General features: G+C 67.9%; 20 protein-coding genes and 1 tRNA gene. 6 read left to right on the forward strand and 15 right to left on the reverse strand.

What is annotated here, in order from left to right:
- Positions 1–134: 134 nt before the first annotated feature.
- The 5 genes from ASE72_RS09470 (at position 135) to ASE72_RS09490 (ending at position 4,434) form a co-directional block, all read left to right on the forward strand.
- Positions 135–749: a hypothetical protein gene (locus ASE72_RS09470; RefSeq protein ID WP_056020081.1), complete on the forward strand. Its 615-nt coding sequence runs from the start codon at positions 135–137 to the stop codon at positions 747–749.
- An 11-nt stretch (positions 750–760) separates the two neighbouring features.
- Complete coding sequence (locus ASE72_RS09475) at positions 761–1,900, forward strand: M14 family metallopeptidase (protein WP_056022071.1); 1,140 nt, start codon at positions 761–763, stop codon at positions 1,898–1,900.
- 141 nt (positions 1,901–2,041) lie between these two features.
- The gene (gene gpmA, locus ASE72_RS09480) at positions 2,042–2,728 is read left to right on the forward strand and encodes a 2,3-diphosphoglycerate-dependent phosphoglycerate mutase (protein WP_056020084.1); all 687 of its coding nucleotides are present in this window, start codon (positions 2,042–2,044) and stop codon (positions 2,726–2,728) included.
- 150 nt (positions 2,729–2,878) lie between these two features.
- Positions 2,879–3,355, forward strand: coding sequence for a 5-(carboxyamino)imidazole ribonucleotide mutase (purE, locus tag ASE72_RS09485; RefSeq protein WP_082445924.1), 477 nt, complete (start codon positions 2,879–2,881; stop codon positions 3,353–3,355).
- Between the two features lie 11 nt (positions 3,356–3,366).
- Positions 3,367–4,434 carry a 5-(carboxyamino)imidazole ribonucleotide synthase gene (locus ASE72_RS09490; RefSeq protein WP_056020090.1) on the forward strand — a complete coding sequence of 356 codons (1,068 nt, stop codon included), beginning with the start codon at positions 3,367–3,369 and terminating at the stop codon, positions 4,432–4,434.
- Positions 4,435–4,453: 19 nt separating this feature from the next.
- Here the strand turns inward: ASE72_RS09490 and ASE72_RS09495 are convergent, their stop codons facing one another.
- The 13 genes from ASE72_RS09495 to hisG all read right to left on the reverse strand — a co-directional run bounded on the left by ASE72_RS09495 (position 4,454) and on the right by hisG (position 16,780).
- Complete coding sequence (locus tag ASE72_RS09495) at positions 4,454–4,867, reverse strand: BLUF domain-containing protein (protein ID WP_056020093.1); 414 nt, start codon at positions 4,865–4,867, stop codon at positions 4,454–4,456.
- Between the two features lie 123 nt (positions 4,868–4,990).
- Positions 4,991–6,406 carry a methyl-accepting chemotaxis protein gene (locus ASE72_RS09500; protein ID WP_056020096.1) on the reverse strand — a complete coding sequence of 472 codons (1,416 nt, stop codon included), beginning with the start codon at positions 6,404–6,406 and terminating at the stop codon, positions 4,991–4,993.
- A 145-nt stretch (positions 6,407–6,551) separates the two neighbouring features.
- Positions 6,552–6,627: transfer RNA gene (locus tag ASE72_RS09505), tRNA-Phe, on the reverse strand.
- Between the two features lie 54 nt (positions 6,628–6,681).
- The gene (locus ASE72_RS19650; RefSeq protein ID WP_082445925.1) at positions 6,682–6,855 is read right to left on the reverse strand and encodes a DNA gyrase inhibitor YacG; all 174 of its coding nucleotides are present in this window, start codon (positions 6,853–6,855) and stop codon (positions 6,682–6,684) included.
- Positions 6,855–7,811 carry a ribonuclease gene (locus tag ASE72_RS09510; protein WP_056022075.1) on the reverse strand — a complete coding sequence of 319 codons (957 nt, stop codon included), beginning with the start codon at positions 7,809–7,811 and terminating at the stop codon, positions 6,855–6,857. The genes ASE72_RS19650 and ASE72_RS09510 overlap by 1 nt, the downstream gene beginning before the upstream one ends.
- Positions 7,804–8,370: a Maf family protein gene (locus ASE72_RS09515; RefSeq protein ID WP_056020099.1), complete on the reverse strand. Its 567-nt coding sequence runs from the start codon at positions 8,368–8,370 to the stop codon at positions 7,804–7,806. The genes ASE72_RS09510 and ASE72_RS09515 overlap by 8 nt, the downstream gene beginning before the upstream one ends.
- A 51-nt stretch (positions 8,371–8,421) precedes the next feature.
- Positions 8,422–8,640 (reverse strand): translation initiation factor IF-1, encoded by a 219-nt coding sequence (infA, locus tag ASE72_RS09520; RefSeq protein WP_031441079.1) that lies wholly within the window; start codon positions 8,638–8,640, stop codon positions 8,422–8,424.
- 123 nt (positions 8,641–8,763) lie between these two features.
- A complete protein-coding gene (locus ASE72_RS09525; RefSeq protein ID WP_056020104.1) occupies positions 8,764–10,794 on the reverse strand; it encodes an alpha/beta hydrolase family protein in 2,031 nt (676 codons plus the stop codon).
- 109 nt (positions 10,795–10,903) lie between these two features.
- Positions 10,904–13,060 (reverse strand): sodium-translocating pyrophosphatase, encoded by a 2,157-nt coding sequence (locus ASE72_RS09530; protein WP_056020107.1) that lies wholly within the window; start codon positions 13,058–13,060, stop codon positions 10,904–10,906.
- A gap of 90 nt (positions 13,061–13,150) precedes the next feature.
- Positions 13,151–14,044 (reverse strand): thiamine-phosphate kinase, encoded by an 894-nt coding sequence (thiL, locus tag ASE72_RS09535; protein WP_056020110.1) that lies wholly within the window; start codon positions 14,042–14,044, stop codon positions 13,151–13,153.
- A gap of 108 nt (positions 14,045–14,152) precedes the next feature.
- Positions 14,153–14,608 (reverse strand): transcription antitermination factor NusB, encoded by a 456-nt coding sequence (gene nusB / locus ASE72_RS09540; RefSeq protein WP_056020113.1) that lies wholly within the window; start codon positions 14,606–14,608, stop codon positions 14,153–14,155.
- 214 nt (positions 14,609–14,822) lie between these two features.
- On the reverse strand, positions 14,823–16,118 hold the full coding sequence (hisD, locus tag ASE72_RS09545; RefSeq protein WP_056020116.1) for a histidinol dehydrogenase: 1,296 nt from the start codon (positions 16,116–16,118) through the stop codon (positions 14,823–14,825).
- Positions 16,115–16,780 carry an ATP phosphoribosyltransferase gene (hisG, locus tag ASE72_RS09550; RefSeq protein ID WP_235532308.1) on the reverse strand — a complete coding sequence of 222 codons (666 nt, stop codon included), beginning with the start codon at positions 16,778–16,780 and terminating at the stop codon, positions 16,115–16,117. Before hisG ends, hisD begins: the two co-directional genes overlap by 4 nt.
- A gap of 46 nt (positions 16,781–16,826) precedes the next feature.
- Here hisG and ASE72_RS09555 point away from each other — a divergent pair, with 46 nt between their 5' ends.
- Entirely contained in the window at positions 16,827–17,921 is a 1,095-nt protein-coding gene (locus tag ASE72_RS09555) for a DUF2332 domain-containing protein (protein ID WP_056022082.1), read from the forward strand.
- A gap of 39 nt (positions 17,922–17,960) precedes the next feature.
- On the opposite strand, the gene ASE72_RS09560 is transcribed toward ASE72_RS09555, so the two are convergent.
- Together ASE72_RS09560 and ASE72_RS09565 are read right to left on the reverse strand one after the other, a co-directional pair.
- Positions 17,961–18,440, reverse strand: coding sequence for an RcnB family protein (locus ASE72_RS09560; protein WP_056020119.1), 480 nt, complete (start codon positions 18,438–18,440; stop codon positions 17,961–17,963).
- Between the two features lie 221 nt (positions 18,441–18,661).
- Complete coding sequence (locus ASE72_RS09565; protein ID WP_056020122.1) at positions 18,662–19,537, reverse strand: alpha/beta fold hydrolase; 876 nt, start codon at positions 19,535–19,537, stop codon at positions 18,662–18,664.
- Positions 19,538–19,628 lie beyond the last annotated feature (91 nt).

A 19,628-nucleotide genomic window follows, 5' to 3' on the forward strand; every position in this document is an offset into this window, starting at 1 on the left:
CTAGGTGTGCGGAAAGACGGGATCGCCTAATGGCGGGGTGTCTTCAAGTCAAGCAACGGACGCGCTCTTCCCGACCGGGAACCCACCCGGCTGGTCCGAGCGTTACCGTAGCGCAACATTCTAAGGAAGTCCCGATGGCGGTTCGTTCGATCCTGGTCCTGGCGCTGGCAGGCGCATCCCTCACGGCGTGCGCGACGGGGCCGTCGCTGCCGCCGACCGAAGTCCTGCGCTATCACCTCGGCGAACCGCTCGACCGCGGCACGATCGCGGTGCAGCCGCTGTCGGGTGGCGCGCCCGCCAGCCTCGAGTTCAAGGCCTATGCCGCCGCGGTCCAGGGGCAGTTGATCAAGGTCGGGTACAACCCGCCCGCGCCGGGCACCAAGCCGCTGCTCGTCGCCACCGTCGCCTTCACGCGCACGACGCAGGCCGGCCCACCCAAGCAGTCGCCGTTCAGCATCGGCATCGGCGGCGGCGGCTTCAGCGGCGGTCGTGGCGGTGGCGGCGTCGGGCTCGGCGGCGGGGTCGGCATTCCGATCGGTGGTGGCGGTCGCGACGCGATCCTGGTCACCGAGATGGCGGTGACGATCAAGCGGACGGTCGACCAGTCGCCCGTCTGGGAGGGGCGCGCGCAGACCTTTGCCGACGCGCGCAAGCCCGATGCGACGAGCCAGATCCAGGCCGAAAAGCTCGCCCGCGCACTGTTCGCAGGGTTCCCCGGCGAGTCCGGTCGCACTATCCAGGTGAAATGACCGAAAACGCCATGACCGCAACGCCCACCGCCGCACCGCTCTCGATCAACGCCGCCTTCGATGGCGGCAATATCCGCGTCGTCGCGGTCGAGGGCGATCGAATCGACCTGGAGATCGTCAAGGACCGCGAGTCCGACTTTTTCCAGTGGTTCTATTTCCGCGTGGCGGGCGCCGCAGGACGGACGCTGACGTACCGCATCGTCAATGCGGGCGCGTCGGCGTACCCGTTCGGCTGGCCGGGATACAAGACGCGGGCGAGCACCGACCGGCAGGCATGGCGGATGATCGAGACTCGCTATGCCGACGGCGTCCTCGAATTCGTGTTCACCGCCGACACCGACCTGGCCTGGTTCGCCTATTTCGCGCCGTACACGATGGAGATGCACGAGGCGCTCGTCGCGCGGACCGCATTGCTGCCGGGCGTCGCGCACAGCGAGCTCGGCCAGTCGCTCGAGGGGCAGGCGATCGACTGCTTCACGATCGGGTCGGGGCCGAAGCAGGTCTGGATCTATGGCCGCCAGCATCCCGGCGAATCGATGACCGAATGGTGGATGGAAGGCGCGCTCGAGCGGCTGACCGATTCGGCCGACCCGGTAACGGCGGGGCTGCTGGCGAAGGCGACGTTCCATGTCGTGCCGAACATGAACCCCGATGGCACGTGTCGCGGGCATTTGCGGACCAACGCGGCGGGCGTGAACCTCAACCGCGAATGGGCGAACCCGACCGCCGAGAAGAGCCCGGAGGTCCTCTGCGTCCGCAATGCGATGGACGTGACCGGCGTCGACGTCGCGATGGACATCCATGGTGACGAGGCGATCCCGGCGAACTTCATCGCGGGCTATGAGGGGATCCCGTCCTGGACCGATGCGCATGGCGAGAAATTCTACGACTATGGCCGCCGGCTTGCGGCGCACACGCCCGATTTCCAGACCGAGAAGGGCTATCCCAAGTCCGCGCCGGGCACCGCCAACCTGTCGATGTCGACCAACCAGCTCGCGGAGCGGTTCGGCGCGGTGTCGATGACGCTCGAGATGCCGTTCAAGGATCACGACGCCAATCCCGACGCGGACTATGGGTGGTCGCCCGAACGGTCGAAGCAGCTCGCGCATGCGATGCTGGAGACGCTCGCCGACATGATCGACGACATCTGACCGCTTCTCGTCATCCTGACGAAAGTCAGGATCCAGAGCCAAGAGCTACAGCGCTCGGTTACCCTGGATCCTGACTTTCGTCAGGATGACGGATAGGGTTTCGAGACCGATTTCCCCCATTTTGTACACGCAGGAGCATGAATGCCCACCCTAGTCCTGATCCGCCACGGCCAGTCCACCTGGAACCTCGAGAACCGTTTCACCGGCTGGTGGGACGTCGACATGACCGCCAAGGGCGAGGCCGAAGCGAAGGCCGCGGGCGAGCTGATGGCCGCCAAGGGGCTCGATTTCGACCAGACCTTCGTCAGCCTGCAGACGCGTGCGATCAAGACGCTCAACATCGCGCTCGAGGCGATGGGGCGGCTATGGTTGCCGGTCGAGAAGGACTGGCGGCTGAACGAGCGCCATTATGGCGGGCTGACCGGGCTCGACAAGGCCGAGACCGCGGCAAAGCATGGCGACGAACAGGTGCACATCTGGCGCCGCAGCTTCGACATTCCGCCCCCGGTGCTCGAGGACGGCAGTCAATTCGACCTGTCGAAGGACCGTCGCTACGACGGCATCGCGATCCCGAAGACCGAGAGCCTGAAGGACACGATCGCGCGCGTGCTGCCGTACTGGGACGCGCGGATCGCGCCCGCGCTGAAGGACGGGCAGCGCGTCCTGATCTCCGCGCACGGCAATTCGCTGCGGGCGCTGGTGAAGCATCTGTCGAACATCCCGGATGACGAGATCACGAGCCTCGAAATCCCGACGGGGCAGCCGATCGTGTACGAGCTGGACTCGGACCTCAACGCGACCGATCGCTATTATCTGAGCGAGCGCTGACGTCCCCGTCATCCTGACGATGGTCAGGATCCAGAGCCAGACGCGTCGGCGAGCGTGGCTCTGGATCCCGGGTCGAGCCCAGGATGACGGGTAGTTGCTCTAACCCCCGCCCGTCGCTAGGCACGGCGCTCCTTGGACCTGGGGACGGACATGGCTCTAGTCGGCATCATCATGGGCAGCACCTCCGATTGGGAGACGATGCGCCACGCCGCCGAGACGCTCGTTGCGCTCGGCGTCGCGTACGAGACCAGGGTGGTGTCGGCACACCGCACCCCGCAACGTCTGTACGACTATGCCACGACCGCGGCGGACCGCGGGCTGAAGGTCGTGATCGCGGGCGCGGGCGGCGCGGCGCATCTGCCTGGCATGGCCGCATCGATGACGCATCTGCCCGTGCTCGGCGTGCCCGTCGAATCGAAGGCGCTCAAGGGCATGGATAGCCTGCTTTCGATCGTGCAGATGCCCGGCGGCATCCCCGTCGGGACGCTGGCGATCGGCAAGCCCGGCGCGATCAACGCAGGGTTGCTTGCCGCCGCGATCCTCGCGACCGCCGACGACGCGCTCGCCACCCGCCTCAAGGCATGGCGCGCGGCGCAGACCGACGGCGTCGCCACCGATCCAGCCTGAAAGACACTGACATGACGCCGCTTCCCCCCGGATCGACGATCGGCATCCTCGGCGGCGGCCAGCTCGGCCGCATGCTCGCGACCGCCGCAGCCCAGCTCGGCTATCGCACGCACGTCCTGGCGCCCGACCGCGAAAGCGTCGCCGCGCAGTCCGCGTCGAGCCTGACGCGCGCGGATTATCACAACCGCATCGTGCTGGCCGATTTCGCCGAGGCCTGCGACGTCGTCACCTACGAATTCGAGAACATCGCCTGCGATCCCGTCGAATGGCTCGCCGCGCGCGTTCCCGTCCATCCCAGCCCGCGCGCGCTCCGCGTCGCGCAGGAGCGGATCGGCGAGAAGCGGTTCGTGGAGAGCGTCGGCGGACGTCCCGCGGCATGGGCGGCGGTCGACAGCCTCGAGAGCCTGCAACAGGGTCTGGCGAAGGTCGGCACGCCCGCGGTGCTCAAGACCGCGCGGTTCGGCTATGACGGCAAGGGGCAGGTCCGGATCGACTCGATCGACGGCGCGCAGGCGGCGTGGGACATGATCGGCGGCCCCGCGGTGCTCGAGGCGTTCGTGGCGTTCGAGCATGAATTCTCGATCCTGATCGCACGCGGGCTCGACGGGCAGGTCGCGCGCTATGATCCGCCGCTCAACGTCCACCGCGACGCCATCCTGCGCGAGTCCACCGTGCCCGCACCCGCCGCGGTGCTGGCACAGGCCGAAGAGGCCGCCGTGCTCGCCGAGCGGATCGCCGCCGAGCTCGATTATGTCGGTGTGCTGGCCTGCGAATTCTTCGTCGGCGCGGACGGACCCGTGTTCAACGAGATGGCGCCGCGCGTGCACAATTCGGGGCACTGGACGATCGAGGGCGCCGAATGCTCGCAGTTCGAAAACCACATCCGCGCGATCTGCGGGTTGCCGCTCGGGGCAACGACGCTGACCGGGCGCGGTGTCGCGATGGAGAATCTGATCGGCGACGACGTCGATCGCTGGCCCGCGCTACTCGCCGAGCCGGGGGCGCATCCGCATCTATACGGCAAGGGCGCCGCGCGGCCGGGGCGCAAGATGGGGCACGTCACGCGCGTCACTCGGTGACGGTGCCGCCGGGACGGCGTCAATATGCCGCGGCGGCGTGCTTGCGCGCGAACTCGGCGAAATAGGCCTGGGTGACGGCATCGCCGATCGGCGCGATCATCGCGGCGACGTCATCGGCGACCTCGCCGTCGCCGTGGACCGTGCCCGCAGGTTGATAGCCCATTGCCCAGCCTGCGAAGCTGCGCATTTCGATCGCGCGACGGCTGAGGACCACCGCGGCGTAATGCCGGTCGTCGCGACGAATCCGTTCATAGGTCTGCATCACGGCCTCTTCGGGCCCTTCGAGCACCTGCAGGAAGCGCCGGCCGCCGACGAGCAGCAGACCGGTGACGTCGACCGCTTGGTTGTTCCGCCGCGACGTCGCGAGAATCGCGGCCATCGTCTCGCTGTCGAGCGTCGTGCGCGCGGTGCTGATGTAAATGAGCCTGATCACGTGGCGCCGTCTCCGTTCGTCCGCACCTGTTCGCCTGTCCAATAGGACGCCAAGGTTAAACAGAGCTTTCGACGCGCGCCGCGGGCCGCGTGTCGCGGTACGAGCACGGCACCGCCTTGAGCGTCAGAACGTATTCCAGCCATCGTCTGCGCCCGCCATGGCGGGGACGGAGGCGGGGACGGGGGCAGGGGCGGCAACCGTGCGCGATTGTGGTGCCGCGTGCGTGCGGGTCGCCGGCGCCGCGCGGTACATCGCGCCACGCCCGGCGGCTGCGTCGACGATGCGGAAGCGTTGGGCCTGCTCCGCGAGCCGGCCGACCTCGCTCGCCAGATTGCGTGCCGCCGCCGACGTCTCCTCGACCATCGCGGCATTTTGCTGCGTCGACTGGTCCATCGTGCCGATCGTGGCGGAAATCTCGGCGATCGCCGACGATTGGGCCTGGTTGTCGGCTGCCATCGTGCCGAGCAGCGTGTGGACCTGCGCGACGTCGCCCGAAATGTCCGCGAGCGCACCGTCGACCTTGGTCACGGCATCGACCGCGGTGACGATGTCGGACTGGGTCACGGTCAGCTGGTCCCGTGCGCGCTTGGCCTCTTCCTCCGCGCGCATCGCGAGCGCCGAAACGAGATCGGCGACGACCGCGAAACCGCGACCGGCATCCCCCGCGCGCCCTGCCTCGACCGCGGCGTTCATCGCCAGCACGCGCGTCTGGAACGCGATCTTGTCGAGCCCCTCGATGACGCTGTCGATCCCCTTTGCGCTTTCAGAAACGCGACCCATCGCCTGGACCGCTTCCTCCGCGACCGCGCGCCCGCCGCCGACCGTGGTCATCGCCTGATCCGCGCGCGCGACGGTCTGCGCCGCGGCGGTGGCGGTGGCGCGCAGCCGTCCGTCCATCTGCGTCACGGAGGCCGCGGTCTCCTCGAGCGAGGCCGCATTCGATTCGGTGCGCCGCGCAAGGTCTTCGGATGCCTGCGCGATCTCGCCCGACCCGGTCTGGATCGTGGTGGTGCTCTCGGACACCGCGCCGATCAGGTCGCGCATCGATTCGACCGCGGCGTTGAAGTCGGTCTTGACCGAGCCATAGTTCGCCGGAAAATCGGCGGTGATCGTCGTGGTCAGATCGCCGTTGCCGAGCTGCCGCAGGTGGCTCGTCAGGATCGAGACCATTTCCTCCTGTTCGCCGGTCTTCATCAAGGCCATCGACGTCTCGCGGAAGGTGAACATCGCCTTGGTCAGGCGGCCGACGCAATCCTGATACTCGGTAAACGCGATCGGCGCGTCGAGATCGCCGGCCGCGAGCGCCTCCATTCGGACGACGGTGGTGACATAGGGATCGCAGACGGCCTTGCGGACCCATAAGCCGGCGCCGCCCGCGACGAGCGTGAACGCGAGCGCCGCGATCGCACCCATCACCGCGTGACCCGCGAGCCCCATGACGAGCGCCGTCAGCGCGGCAAGCGCGACGAGAACCGTCGTGCCGCCGAATGCGACCAGAAGCTTGAGCCGTATCGGTGCGACCTGCTTGAACCACGCCATGTCAATCATCCACCCAGGAGTCAGATTAGCTGACATCATAGGTGGGTGCGGTTTGACGCGGTCGGCGTTCGGCACAGTAATTTCGGCGGACGCGATGCGCGCGCCAGCCATCCCGCAATAATGTGGTCGTGCAAAGCAGGAAAAATGGTGCCCGGAGACGGGGTCGAACCGCCGACACTGCGATTTTCAGTCGCATGCTCTACCAACTGAGCTATCCGGGCATCGTCCGATCTGCGATCGGATGAAGGGCCGACCTTGCGATCGGAAGGGCGCGTTTAGTCGGGCTCTTCACCGCTGTCCAGCCCCGTTTGCGATATTGCGCGACCGGGTATGCGATAGCCTTCGCCGAGCCATTGCAGCAGGTCGCGGTCGCGGTGCCGGCTCGAGCAGAACGGGGTGTAGTCGGGGACGGCAGGCTTGCCGCAGATCGGGCATTTGACGATGGCCATCAGGCGCTCTCCAGGTCGTGGACGACGCCGGTGCGCCGGGTCAGTTCCGCCAGCCAGCCGGGACGCGCCATGAGGCGCGCATGGACGGCGGCGGGCAGGGTGTGGCGGCGCGAGGCGGTCGGCGGCGTGCGTTCGAGCGTGCGGAGCGTGGCGCGGACGGCGGCACCGACGGGATCGCTGCGCAGGATTTCGGGGATCGACGCGCGCGGGCGGGGGCGGACGATCTGGAGGAATCCGAAGCCGTTCATCGCGGTGCGTTCGAACGGCGGCGGGAGCGTCGCGTCGATCGCCGCCGCGACCGCCAGCCGCTGTGCCTTGCCTTCGATCGTCGGGAAGTCGATGCCGATCGAGCCGCCGATGCCGTGGCGGCGAATCGCGCGCGCGATCGCATGCGCAGCCGCGATCGCGAGCGAATCGAGCGGGGCTGCGCCATCGACGTCGAACAGCGTCATCGCCGGCGTCGGCGACAGCCGCAGCGCACCCCGGGCGAAGACGATCTCGCCGCTGACCGCCTCGTCGAGCAGTTCGGACCAGCCCGCCGCCTCGAGCGCATCGGGTTCGTGCGCACGCGGGCTGAGAACGGGGATCCCGGTCGCGACGATCCGTTCGTGGAGGCAAGGGGCGGGGCGGGGCGGCAGGTCGGTCGCCACCGCCTTGGCGAGCTTGGCACGCCCTGCTTCGGGAAGCGCCTCGCGGACGATCTCGACGGACAGCTTCGCGCCCTGCGTGATCCCTGCTGGGAGATGGTTGGCCAGCGCCTCGCCGCCATCGAGCGCGACGCGGCCGCGTTTGCCCGGCAGCAACTCGAGGAGGCGCGCATGCGCGACCAGCCCGACCTTCAGCGCGGCGTCGTCGGTCTCCAGCGCGGCTTCGACGATCTGGCCGTCTTCGACCAGCACTGCGCGGTCCTCGCCGATGCCGGCCTCGTAGAGCCAGACGGCGCCTTGTTCAGGCAAGCGCCACACCGGCGGTCTTCAGCAACGCGCGCGTTTCGAACAGCGGGAGGCCGACGACGCCCGAATGGCTGCCGGAGAGGAAGCGGACGAACGCTTCGGCGCGCCCCTGGATTGCATAGCCGCCTGCCTTGCCGAGTCCTTCGCCGCACGCGACATAGGCGTCGATCTCGGCGGCGGAGAGCGGCTTGAACGCGACGATCGTGTCGGACAGCCGGGTGCGGACGCGGCCGCTCGCGTCGATCACGCAGACGGCGGACAGGCAGTGGTGACGGCGCCCGGACAGCTTGTCGAGCAGGTCGCGCTGGATCTCCGGCGTGTCGGCCGGGGGCAGGATGCGACGACCGAGCGCGATGGTGGTGTCGCCGGCGATGACGATCTCGCCCGCCGCGCGATCGACCGCGCTCGCCTTTTCAATGGCAAGACGCAGAGCATAGGCGCGCGGTGGCTCGGCCTTGCGCGGGCTTTCGTCGATATCGGGGGAGGCCACGCGCGACGGCACGACGCCGAGCCGCGCGAGCAGGTCGCGACGGCGAGGCGAGGAAGAGGCTAGTACCAGCACAAATGCCTCGATGCTTGAACTGCGCCGCCGCGGCGGGGCCGCGGGCGGTGCTTATTTGAAGCGGTAGGTGATGCGACCCTTGGTCAGATCATAGGGCGTGAGCTCGCACAGCACCTCGTCACCGACCAGGACGCGGATGCGGTTCTTGCGCATCTTGCCGGCGGTGTGACCGAGAATTTCGTGGTCGTTTTCGAGCTGTACCCGGAACATCGCGTTGGGGAGCAGTTCCACCACGCGGCCGCGCATCTCGAGCAGTTCTTCCTTGGCCAAATATAATCTCTGAATTGGGGGAATTTCGGGATGAGCGCCCTTACCGCAGGTTCGCGAAAAAGGGAAGCATGCCCCGAACGGGTGTGGTCGCGATGACCGTACGCGCGCCAGTCGGTCTGCCGATCACCGTTTCAGCGCGGCCGCGAGGAATGCGTCGGCGCGCGTGAGCATGTCGACGCGTACGTCCGAATCGCGAAGCTGGTGGTCGATGGCGGGATACACGACGAGTTCGCTCCTCTTGCCGGCACTGCGGAGCTGCTTGTCCATCATCCGTGACTCGGCGACATCGACGTTGATGTCCTTTGCGCCGTGAAACATCAGCACCGGCGCGATGAATTTGGCAGGATGACGCGCAGGCGATCCTTCGATCAGGTGCGGGCCGTCGCCGATATAGTTGCGGGCGAGCGTGGTGTTCGTAAAGCCCACCTTCTCGCCGCGCAGCATGCCGAGGTCCGTGACGGGTGCGATCGCGATCACGGCCTTGAACAGCATCGGATCGACGACGTTGGCCTGCAACGCGGCATACCCCCCATAGGACCAGCCGACGATCGCGAGCCTGGCGGGATCGGCGATGCCCTCGCTGACCAGCCATCGACCCGCGTCGTTGACGTCACCGATTGCGGTCTTCCATGATTTGAACCCGTTTTCCTGGAACCAGTCCTGCCCGAACCCCGCCGACCCGCGATAATTGGGCTGGATCACCGCATAGCCGCGATTGACGAAGAATTGTGCGAGCCAGTCGAAGCCCCATTCGTCGCGCGCCGCCGGGCCGCCATGCGGCAAGACGATCGCGGGAAGCCCCTTGGCACTCCCCGCGGGGGGCATCGTCAGATAGGCGGGAATCATCGTTCCGTCCGCCGCCTTGTAGGTAATCGAGCGAACGGTGCCGAGCGCGATCCCCGAAAGTTCGGGGCGATCCTGCCCGACCGGGGTCAGGCTCTTGCGCTTGGCATCGTACAGGAAATAGCGGCCGGGATCGGTGTCGCTCGACGCATGGATAAGATGGACCTGTTCGTCGGCGCTCGAATCGACGACGCGGATCAGCGGCAGTTTGGGCATCGCGCGGCCGAGCGATGTGATCAGCTTCTGATAGTCGGTGTCGAAATACGCGGTGTGCGGAACGTCGGTGGAATAGGTCGCGCCGACGATCCGCCCGCGGCGCCCGACGCGGATGATGCCGCCGACATCGACCTGCGGATCGGCATAGACGAGATCCTCCTTCATGCTGCCGTCGAGCGCGACACGGTAGAGCGCGTCGCGTCCATTGGTCTTTTTCAGTGTGTAGGCGGCGTTGGCGGTCCCATCGACCGCGATCGGATAGGCACCGTCATTCGAAACCGCCGAATAGGTGCTGAACGGGCGCCAGTCGCGCGACCCTGCGACACGATAGACGAATTCGGTGATGCCACGGGTCTCGCCCCCCATCCTGACGCTATCGAGCGACATGATCCGGACGGTCCCCAGACCATCGCCGAGATAGGCCCCGGCCCTGGCATTGGCGCTTTCGACATGCGCGACCTTGCCCGTGCGGGTATCGAGCAGGTCGACGCCGAGACCGTTCGCCATGCCCCCCGCACGCATGCCGTCGGACCGCGACGGCAGATAGTTGCGCGTGAGCAGGACGGTGTCGGACTTGCCGTCGCGCCAGTCGATGACATAGCCATCGGACTGTTGCGCCCAGTTCTGGACCTTTTCACGTGCGCCAAGCGGAACGGGATTGGCACCATCGGCGTCCATCGCGATCAACCGCTGATAGGCGAGCCAGCCCCCCGTATTCTGATTGGACACGCCGTAGAGCGTGCAGACCAGCCGGGTGTCGGAGGCCCAGCCACAACCCGTCAGCGTCATCGGATCGCCGTTGGCGAAATTCACGGGTTTTGCCGCGCCGGTCTTGAGGTCGAGCATCTGGACGACCGTCGATTGCTTTGGCCCAGGTACGACCAACGCGATCTTGGTGCCATCGGGAGACAGGCTGGCATCGATGATCCGTTCGCGCGCGCCGAACAGGCTCGCGGCTTCCCTGGCGTCGATCCTCGCCGGTTCCGGCGAGGGCGACGCCGCCGGCGGCGAAGCGGATGACGCGCCGGCCGGCCCGGCGATCAATGTGAGCGCCATGGCTGCAACGCGCGCCAGAGCTGGCGTTCGACTCTTCATCTTGATCCCCCCGGATACCTGTCGACCCGCACGATGACCCAGGGTTCGAACAGGCGCAACCGGAGATGCAACGGATTCGAGCCGGGCCCGGCGGGTCGAGGCGAGTGGTTCAGCCGACCCCGCCGCCCGCCAGCGCCGCGAGCAGCAGGAGGGCGACGATGTTGGTGATCTTGATCATCGGGTTCACCGCGGGGCCCGCGGTGTCCTTGTACGGATCGCCGACCGTGTCGCCCGTCACCGCAGCCTTGTGCGCCTCCGATCCCTTGCCGCCGTGATTGCCGTCCTCGATATATTTCTTGGCATTGTCCCACGCGCCGCCGCCGCTCGTCATCGAGATCGCGACGAACAGGCCGGAGACGATCACACCGAGCAGCATCGCGCCGAGCGAGGCGAAACCCGAGGCCTGGCCGGCGACCGCAGTGATGATGAAATACACCGCGATCGGGGAGAGTACCGGCAGCAGTGAGGGCACGATCATCTCGCGGATCGCTGCCTTGGTGACGAGGTCGACGGTGCGGGCATAATCGGGACGGCTGGTGCCGAGCATGATGCCGGGGTTGGTGCGGAACTGCTCGCGCACCTCCTCGACGACGGCACCGGCGGCACGACCGACCGCGGTCATCCCGAACGCGCCGAACAGATAGGGGAGCAGCGCGCCAAGCAGCAGCCCGACGATGACGTACGGATTGCTGAGGCTGAAATCGACCGTGACGTCGGGGAAATAGGTCGCGAGATCGGTGGTGTACGCGCCGAACAGCACGAGTGCTGCGAGCCCCGCCGAACCGATCGCATAGCCCTTGGTCACCGCCTTCGTCGTGTTGCCGACCGCGTCGAGCGCGTCGGTCTTCTGGCGGACGTCGTCGGGCAGGCCCGCCATCTCGGCGATGCCGCCGGCATTGTCGGTGACGGGGCCATAGGCATCGAGCGCGACGACCATGCCGGCCTGGGCGAGCATCGCGGTGGCGGCAAAGGCGATGCCGATGATCCCGGCGAGCTGATACGCGACGATCACCGCGACGACGATGACGAGCGTCGGCAGCGCGGTCGATTCGAGGCTGATCGCCAGCCCCTGGATGACGTTGGTGCCGTGGCCCGTCTCGGATGCCTTGGCGATCGACTGGACGGGGCGGTGGTTGGTGCCGGTATAATATTCGGTGATCCAGACGATCAGCCCGGTGACGACGAGCCCGATCATCATCGACCAGAACAGGTCCATGCCGGTGAAGCTCTGCGTGAGCGACGGCGCGGCCTGGGTGGTCAGGTCGTCGGTGGCGGGATCGAGGAAGCCGGCGCCGCCGATCACGCGGTGGAGGTCGCCGAGCACATATTGCGTGGCGAGATAGATCGCGGGGATCGACAGGATCGTCGAGGTGAAGAAGCCCTTGTAGAGCGCGCCCATGATGCTGCCGCCGCCGAGGCGGACCATGTACGTGCCGATGATCGAGGTGACGATGCACACGCCGCCGACGAGCGGCGGGAGCGTCATCAGCCGCATCAGCTCGGCACCGCTCGCCTGGATCAGCAGCGCGATCGAGATCATCGTGACGCCCAGCGTGACGACGTACGTCTCGAACAGATCGGCGGCCATGCCCGCGCAGTCGCCGACATTGTCGCCGACGTTATCGGCGATGACCGCGGGGTTGCGGGGATCGTCCTCGGGGATGCCCGCCTCGACCTTGCCGACCAGATCCGCGCCGACGTCCGCCGCCTTGGTGAAGATGCCGCCGCCCAATCGCGCGAAGATCGAGATCAGCGATGCGCCGAACGCGAGCGCGGTGAGCGCCTCGACGATGATCCGGTCGTTGGGGGCGTGGCCCGCGGGGCCGGTGAGATACCAGAAGAACACGCTGATCGCGAGCAGCCCGAGCCCTGCGACGAGCATGCCCGTGACCGCACCCGAGCGGAACGCCATCGTCAGCCCGGCCTGCAGCGACGTGCGCGCGGCCTCGGCGGTGCGGACGTTGGCGCGGACCGAGATGTTCATGCCGACATAGCCCGCGACGCCCGACAGCACTGCGCCGATGACGAAGCCGATCGTCGAGATCATGCCGAGGCTGAACAGCAGGATCGCCGCGACGATGACGCCGACGATCGCGATCGTGGTGTATTGCCGTCCAAGATAGGCCTTTGCGCCCTCCTGGATCGCGGCGGCGATGTCCTGCATCTTTTCGTTACCGGGGGAGGCGGCGAGCACCTGTCGACTGGTGACGAAGCCATATAGGACGGCGATGACGCCGCAGATCATGGCCAAATAGACGGTCGTCATACGGCACTATCCCTTTTTCAGTTCCTCCCCGGTCACGGCTTTGCCGAGTCCCGATTGGAGGAGCCTATCAGTGCGGGGACATTGCGCAAGTTATGCAGACGGGCGGTGTTCGTAGCCAAGGCTTTCGGGAAGCGCGACGGGCGCGCCCGAGTCATGCAGCGTCAGCCCGGCGCCGGGCGCGAACCTGCCGATCCGGGTCGCGTCGGTGACGAAGTCTGCGGGCGCTGCGAACAACAGCTGATAATCGTCGCCCGCGGTCGCCGCCGCGATCCGATCCCCCGAGACCGCGCGATAGGCGGCCGACAACGGCACACAGGCGAGGTCGATCGCCACCGCGAGGCCGCTCGCGCGTGCCATCCGGGCGGCGTCGATCAGCAACCCGTCGGAGACGTCCATCATCGCATGGACATGCGGGGCAAGGATGCGACCATCGGCAAGCCGCGGCTGCGGCCGCCGGTACGCCGCGAGGAGCTCGGGCGGGCCATCCTTGCCGCGCGCGATGGCGAGCCCTGCGCCCGCGTCACCGATCGTGCCGGTGACATAGAGCGCATCGCCCGCCTTCGCGCCGCTGCGCACCGGGGCGGTGGCGTCGCTGCCGAATGCGGTGACGGTGAGGATGCGGGGCGCGCCTGCGGGCAGCGTGACGGTGTCGCCGCCGATGATCCGGGTGTCGAACGCGGCCAAGACGTCGGCAAGTCCGCCCAAAAAGGCGCGGTCCCACGCGTCGTCGCGCAACGGGTAGTTGAGGAGGATCCCCTCTGGGATTGCCCCCTTTGCGGCGAGGTCCGAGAGGTTGGTCGCGACGAGTTTCCACGCGACGTCGTGCGGCGGGTCGGTGCGGAGGTAATGCACGCCTTCGACGAGCGTGTCGGTCGTGACGACGAGCGGGCCTGCGTCGAGCAGCGCGGTGTCGTCGTTCAGGCCTCGCGCCGCCGGGTGAAGCGGAAGGCGGCGGAGCGCGGCGATGAACTCGGCTTCGGTCATTCCCGCTCCCCAAACACCCCCGTCATCCTGACGAAAGTCAGGACCCAGAGCCACGAACGATGCGCGCCGTCACTCTGGATCCTGGGTCGAGCCCAGGATGACGATAGATTACTTCCGCACCTCTTTCGCGATGCCGTCGAGCAGGCCGTTGACGAAGCCCGATTCGCGCTTGTCGTAGAACGCATGCGCGACGTCGACATATTCGCTGATCACCGCGGCGACGGGCACGTCCTGCCTCGCGAGCAGTTCATACGTGCCGACGCGGATGATCGCCTTCATCGGCTTGTCGAGCCGCGCGAGCGTCCAGCCCTTGGCGAGCTTGCCCTCGATCAGCAGGTCGATCTCGCCGCTGCGGGCATTCGCGCCGGTCACGAGGTCGTCGAAGAAATCGACGTCCGCCTCGGCATATTCGACGTCTTCGATCGTCGCGCCGAGCCGGTGCTGGTGGAATTCGTTGAGCAGGACGGGCATCGCGGTGCCCTCCATCTCATGCTGGTAGGTCGCCTGGACGGCGGCGAGACGCGCGGCGGCGCGCGCCTTGGTGCGGGGGGCGGTTCTGGACATAAGCGGTTGCCTGTACGCGCGGGGGGCTTGCGTGTCAGCCCTTCGCGTTTCCGGGCAGCGAGACGAAGAAGATTGGTTCGCGCGGAGGCGCGGAGACGCGGAGGTGTTGCGTGCGGCGCAGCCGCTTCGATCTCATCATCGGCCGGTGATCGGAGGGCCGCTGCGCGGCAAGGGCGACACCTCCGCGTCTCCGCGCCTCCGCGCGAACAAAAAATCAGTGGTTGAGGCGAAGCCGCAGCGCGACTGATTTCGCGTGAGCGGGGAGGCCCTCGGCGTTGGCCAGCGCGACGGTGGCGGGGCCGAGTTCGCGCAAAGCGGCTTCGTCGAGCGCGAGGAAGCTGGTGCGCTTCATGAAGTCGAGCACCGACAACCCGCTGGCGAAGCGTGCGCGGCGGCCGGTGGGGAGGACGTGGTTCGGGCCCGCGACGTAATCGCCGATCGCCTCCGGGGTGTAGCGGCCGAGGAAGACCGAGCCGGCGTGGCGGATGCGGTCGAAAAAGCCCTGCGGGTCGGGGATGGCGAGCTGGAGATGCTCGGCAGCGAGCCGGTCGACCAGCGGGATCGCGTCCGCCAGCGTGTCGACGACGATGATCGCGGCGTTCGCATCCCAGGCGACGCGCGCGACCGCTTCGGTGGCGAGATCGCCGAGCTGGCGGTCGACGGCGGCGGCGACCTTGTCGGCAAAGCCTGCGTCGTCGGTGAACAGGATCGACTGGGTGGTGACGTCGTGCTCGGCCTGGCTGAGCAGGTCGGCGGCGGTCCATTCGGGGTCGTTGAGCGCATCCGCGACGACGACGATTTCGGAGGGCCCTGCGACCATGTCGATGCCGACGACGCCGTAGACCTGCCGCTTGGCCTCCGCGACCCAGGCGTTGCCGGGGCCGGTGATGACGTCGACGGGCGCGATCCGGCCCGCGCCATAGGCAAGCGCGGCGACGGCCTGCGCGCCACCGACGCGCCAGACCTCGTCGACCCCCGCGAGATGCGCGGCGGCGAGGACGAGCGGGTTGATCTGGCCGTCCGGGGTCGGCGTGACCATCGCGAGACGGCCGACGCCTGCGACCTTGGCGGGGATCGCGTTCATCAGCAGCGACGAGGGGTAAGCGGCGCGGCCACCGGGGACGTAGATGCCGGCGGCGTCGACCGGCAGCCAGCGCGCGCCAAGCCGGACACCCGCCGAATCGACAGAGTCGCTGTCGAGCGGCCGCTGCTTCTCGTGATAAGCGCGGATCCGCGTGGCGGCGAGTTCGAGCGCAGTGCGCAGCTCGGGCTCGAGCGCGTCGAACGCGGCCTTGCAGTCGGCGGCGTCGATCTGCCAACCGGTCGCTTCGAGATCATGGCGGTCGTGCTTCTGTGTCAGGTCGCGGATCGCGGTCTCGCCGTCGCGGCGGACGGACGCGATGATCGCGGCGACGTCCTGCGTCACGCCTGCGTCCGATTCGCGGCGATCCTCGACGAGCGCGGTGAACCGCGCGGCGAAGTCGGCGTCGGTGGTGGCAAGGCGGATCATGCGGCCTGCTCCTGCTCGACGGCGCGGCGGAACGCCTCGACCAGCGGCACGACGCGCGCGCGCGTCTTCATCGCGGCGCGGTTGACGATCAGGCGGCTGGTGACCTCCATGATCGTCTCGACCTCGACGAGGCCGTTTTCCTTGAGCGTACGGCCCGACGAGACCAAGTCGACGATGCGCGGCGCGAGGCCGAGCGTGGGCGCGAGCTCCATCGCGCCGTTCAGCTTGACGCATTCGGCCTGGACGCCGCGGCCCGCGAAGTGCGCGGCGGTGACGTGCGGGTATTTGGTCGCGACGCGGACATGGCTCCAGCCGCGCGGATCGTCCTTGGCCGCCATCGCGGTGGGTTCGGCGACCGACAGGCGGCAATGGCCGATGCCGAGATCGACGGGTGCGTAGAGCTCGGAATAGCCGAATTCCGCGATCACGTCCGACCCGACGATGCCGAGCTGTGCCGCGCCGTGCGCGACGAAGGTCGCGACGTCGAACGCGCGCACGCGGATCAGCGAGATGTCGGGATCGTTCGTCGCGAAGCGGAGCGCGCGGCTGTCCTCGTCCGAAAACGCCGCCTCGGGATGGATGCCGGCACGGGCGAGCAGCGGCAAAGCCTCGGCGAGGATGCGTCCCTTGGGGACGGCGATGATGATCTGGGAGTCTGGCACGCGTCGGGCTTTACGGGTGGCGCTTGGCGGGTGCAACAACCTGCGCATGGCCGACGAAACCACGAACCGCGACTCCTTCCGCATCCAGGCGGACTATTGCCGTGCGATGGCGGCGCCGATCACCGCGCGCGTCTGCACCGCGCTGGTCGAAGCGGTCGATCGCGAGAGCGCGACTGGGCGCCGGGTGCTCGACTCGCCGGGCGAACCCGTGGCGGATGCGCTCGCGTTGCGGCTGGTCGGCGGGCTGCATGCGCTGCACCGCGCGGGCATCGATCCGCCGCTGTCGACGGTGTTTTCAGGCGCGGAGACCGATCCGGCCCGCGTGATCGCGATCCTGCGCGCGACGCTGCGGATGCAGGACGCGGTGTTGCTGCCCTGGCTCGACGGGCCCCCGCAGATGAACGAGGCGGGGCGGTCGGCAGGGCTGATGACCGGGCTGTTGCAGCTGGCGGCGCGTTACGGACCGGCGTTCGAGGTGCTCGAGATCGGATCAAGCGCGGGGCTGAACCTGCTGATCGATCGCTATCGGTTCGATCTGGGCGGGGTGATGGTGGGGCCGGACGAGTCGCCGCTGACGATCCGGCCAGAGTGGCGCGGTGTCGCGGCGCCCCGTGCGCGGGTCGTAATCCGCTCGACACGCGGCGTCGATATCCAGCCGGTCGATCTCGCGGCACCCAAGGCGGCGATGCGGCTGGAGGCCTATGTCTGGGTCGATGCGGCCGAGCGGCAGGCGCGACTCGCCGCGGCGATTTCGATGGTGCGCGAGCGCGGCGTCGATCTGGTCCGCGGCGATGCGGCCGACTGGGTCGAGGCGCGGCTGGCCGAACCGCAGGCGGCGGGCGTCACGCGCGTGCTGATGCATTCGGTGGTGTGGCAATATCTGCCGCCCGCGGGGCGTGCGCGGATCCGCGCGGCGATGGCGGCGGCGGGCGAGCGGGCGACGGTCGAGCGGCCGCTTGGCTGGGTGATGATGGAGCCCAATCGCGACCTCCACCGGCACGAGGTCCGCGTGCAGGGCCGGCCGGGCGCGTCGGGGATGGAGCTGGTGGCGCTGACGCATGCGCATGGCGCCTGGGTCGAGGCGCTGCCGCCGCCCTATGAGACGCGCGATTACGTCATGCGGCGCGGGGCGTATGAATAGGCAAACGGCCCGGGATTGCTCCCGGGCCGTCGTGGCTGCTCAGTAGAAGAAGCCGTTGTTGACCTGTGCGACGCGGCCGTTGCGCGTGTCGACCAGGACGACGTCGCGGCCGTAGCGGACCCAGCGCTGATAGCCATAGCCCGGACGGGGCAGGCGATAGGTCTGATAGTCGTTGATCCAGTACTGGCGACCGTAATAGCTCGGTGCGAACTGATAGCCGACGTTGACCGGGCGATAGCGATAGCCGCGCGGGCCGACATAGGCGGGGCGGCGATAGACGTTGGCGTGGCTGCGGCGATAGTCGCGCCAGTCCTCGCGGCGCTCCTGCCGGTCTTCGCGCAGTTCGCGGCGGGCATCGCGGACGTCGCCGCGGTCGCCGAAACGGCGTGCCTGCTGGAGTTCGCGCTGGCTCTGGCGGACTTCGCGGTCGCTGCGGCGGGCTTCGCCATAGCTCTGCGCGGTGGCGAACGTGGGAACCAAGGTGGCGGCGGCAACGGCCGCGAGGATCATCTTACGCATGACTGCTCTCCTGTCTTCGACGCCGTACCAAACGGCATGACAGGGGATTTGCTCCCGCGCCGCTGAACGCTTTCAGAATGCGGTGGTCAGGCAACAGACAGGTGGCGCGTCTCGGCCCCGCCCGCGTGCGTCATCCTGACGAAAGTCAGGATCCAGGGTTACTGAGGACAGCCTCTGGCGGCTCTGGATCCTGACTTTCGTCAGGATGACGGGTCGGGGGGCTAAATTCCCCAGCGGCGCATCGCCGCGATCACCGCCTCGGGCTTTTCCCAGGGGACGAAATGCCCCGCATCGATCTTTTCGATCGTCAGTTCGGGCACATAGTCGGCAAGGTCGAGCTGGCTCGGCAGCAGCGCGGCGTCGCGCATGCCCCAGATCACGAGCACCGGCATCCGCATCGGCGGGAAGGGCGCGTCGAGAAAGGCGGGGCGCGGCGGGGTCTCGTCCATCGCGGGGACGACGATCGGGCTGGCGCGGTACCAGTTGAGCATCGCGGTCATCGCGCCCGGCTGCGACCATTCGTCGAGATAGGCGGCCTTGTCCTCGCCCGCGATCGCGTGCGTCACATGATGCGCGAACGTCGAGCCGAGGAATTTCTCGAGGCCCGCGCCGGTCAGCCCCTGGTCGATGCTCGTGTCGCGGAAGCGGCGGATATACTGGCTCGCCTTGCGCTGGTCGGGGTCGTCGAAGATCGTCCGCTGGAAGACGAGCGGGTGGGGGGCATTGACGATCACCAGCCGTTCGATCCGGTCGGGATGCTGGAGCGCGGCCATCCACGCGATCGCGCCGCCCCAGTCGTGGCCGACCAGCGTGAACCGGTCGATCTTGAGGTGATCGGCGAGCGCGAGCAGGTCGGCGACGATCTTGTCGGGCGAGTAGCTCGCGACGCCCTGGGGTTTCGACGAGCGCGCGAAGCCCCGCTGGTCGGGTGCGATGACATAATGGTCACGCGCGAGGTCGGGGGCGATGTGGCGCCAGGTGCGATGCGATTCGGGAAAGCCGTGGAGCAGGATGACGGGCGGATGCGCCCTGTCGCCGCTGATCGCGACGTCGAGATCGACGCCGGTGGATAATCGGAGGCTTTGCAGCTCGGTCATGTCTTCTCTCTCCCGCTCGTCGGCCCTGGACAGGGTCCGGGGGCCGACATGGTCTGCGCCAATTCCAGGAGTGTGCGGTACCGCGGGGGTC

This window comes from Sphingomonas sp. Leaf20 (genome assembly GCF_001421535.1).
Classification (GTDB): Bacteria; Pseudomonadota; Alphaproteobacteria; order Sphingomonadales; family Sphingomonadaceae; genus Sphingomonas.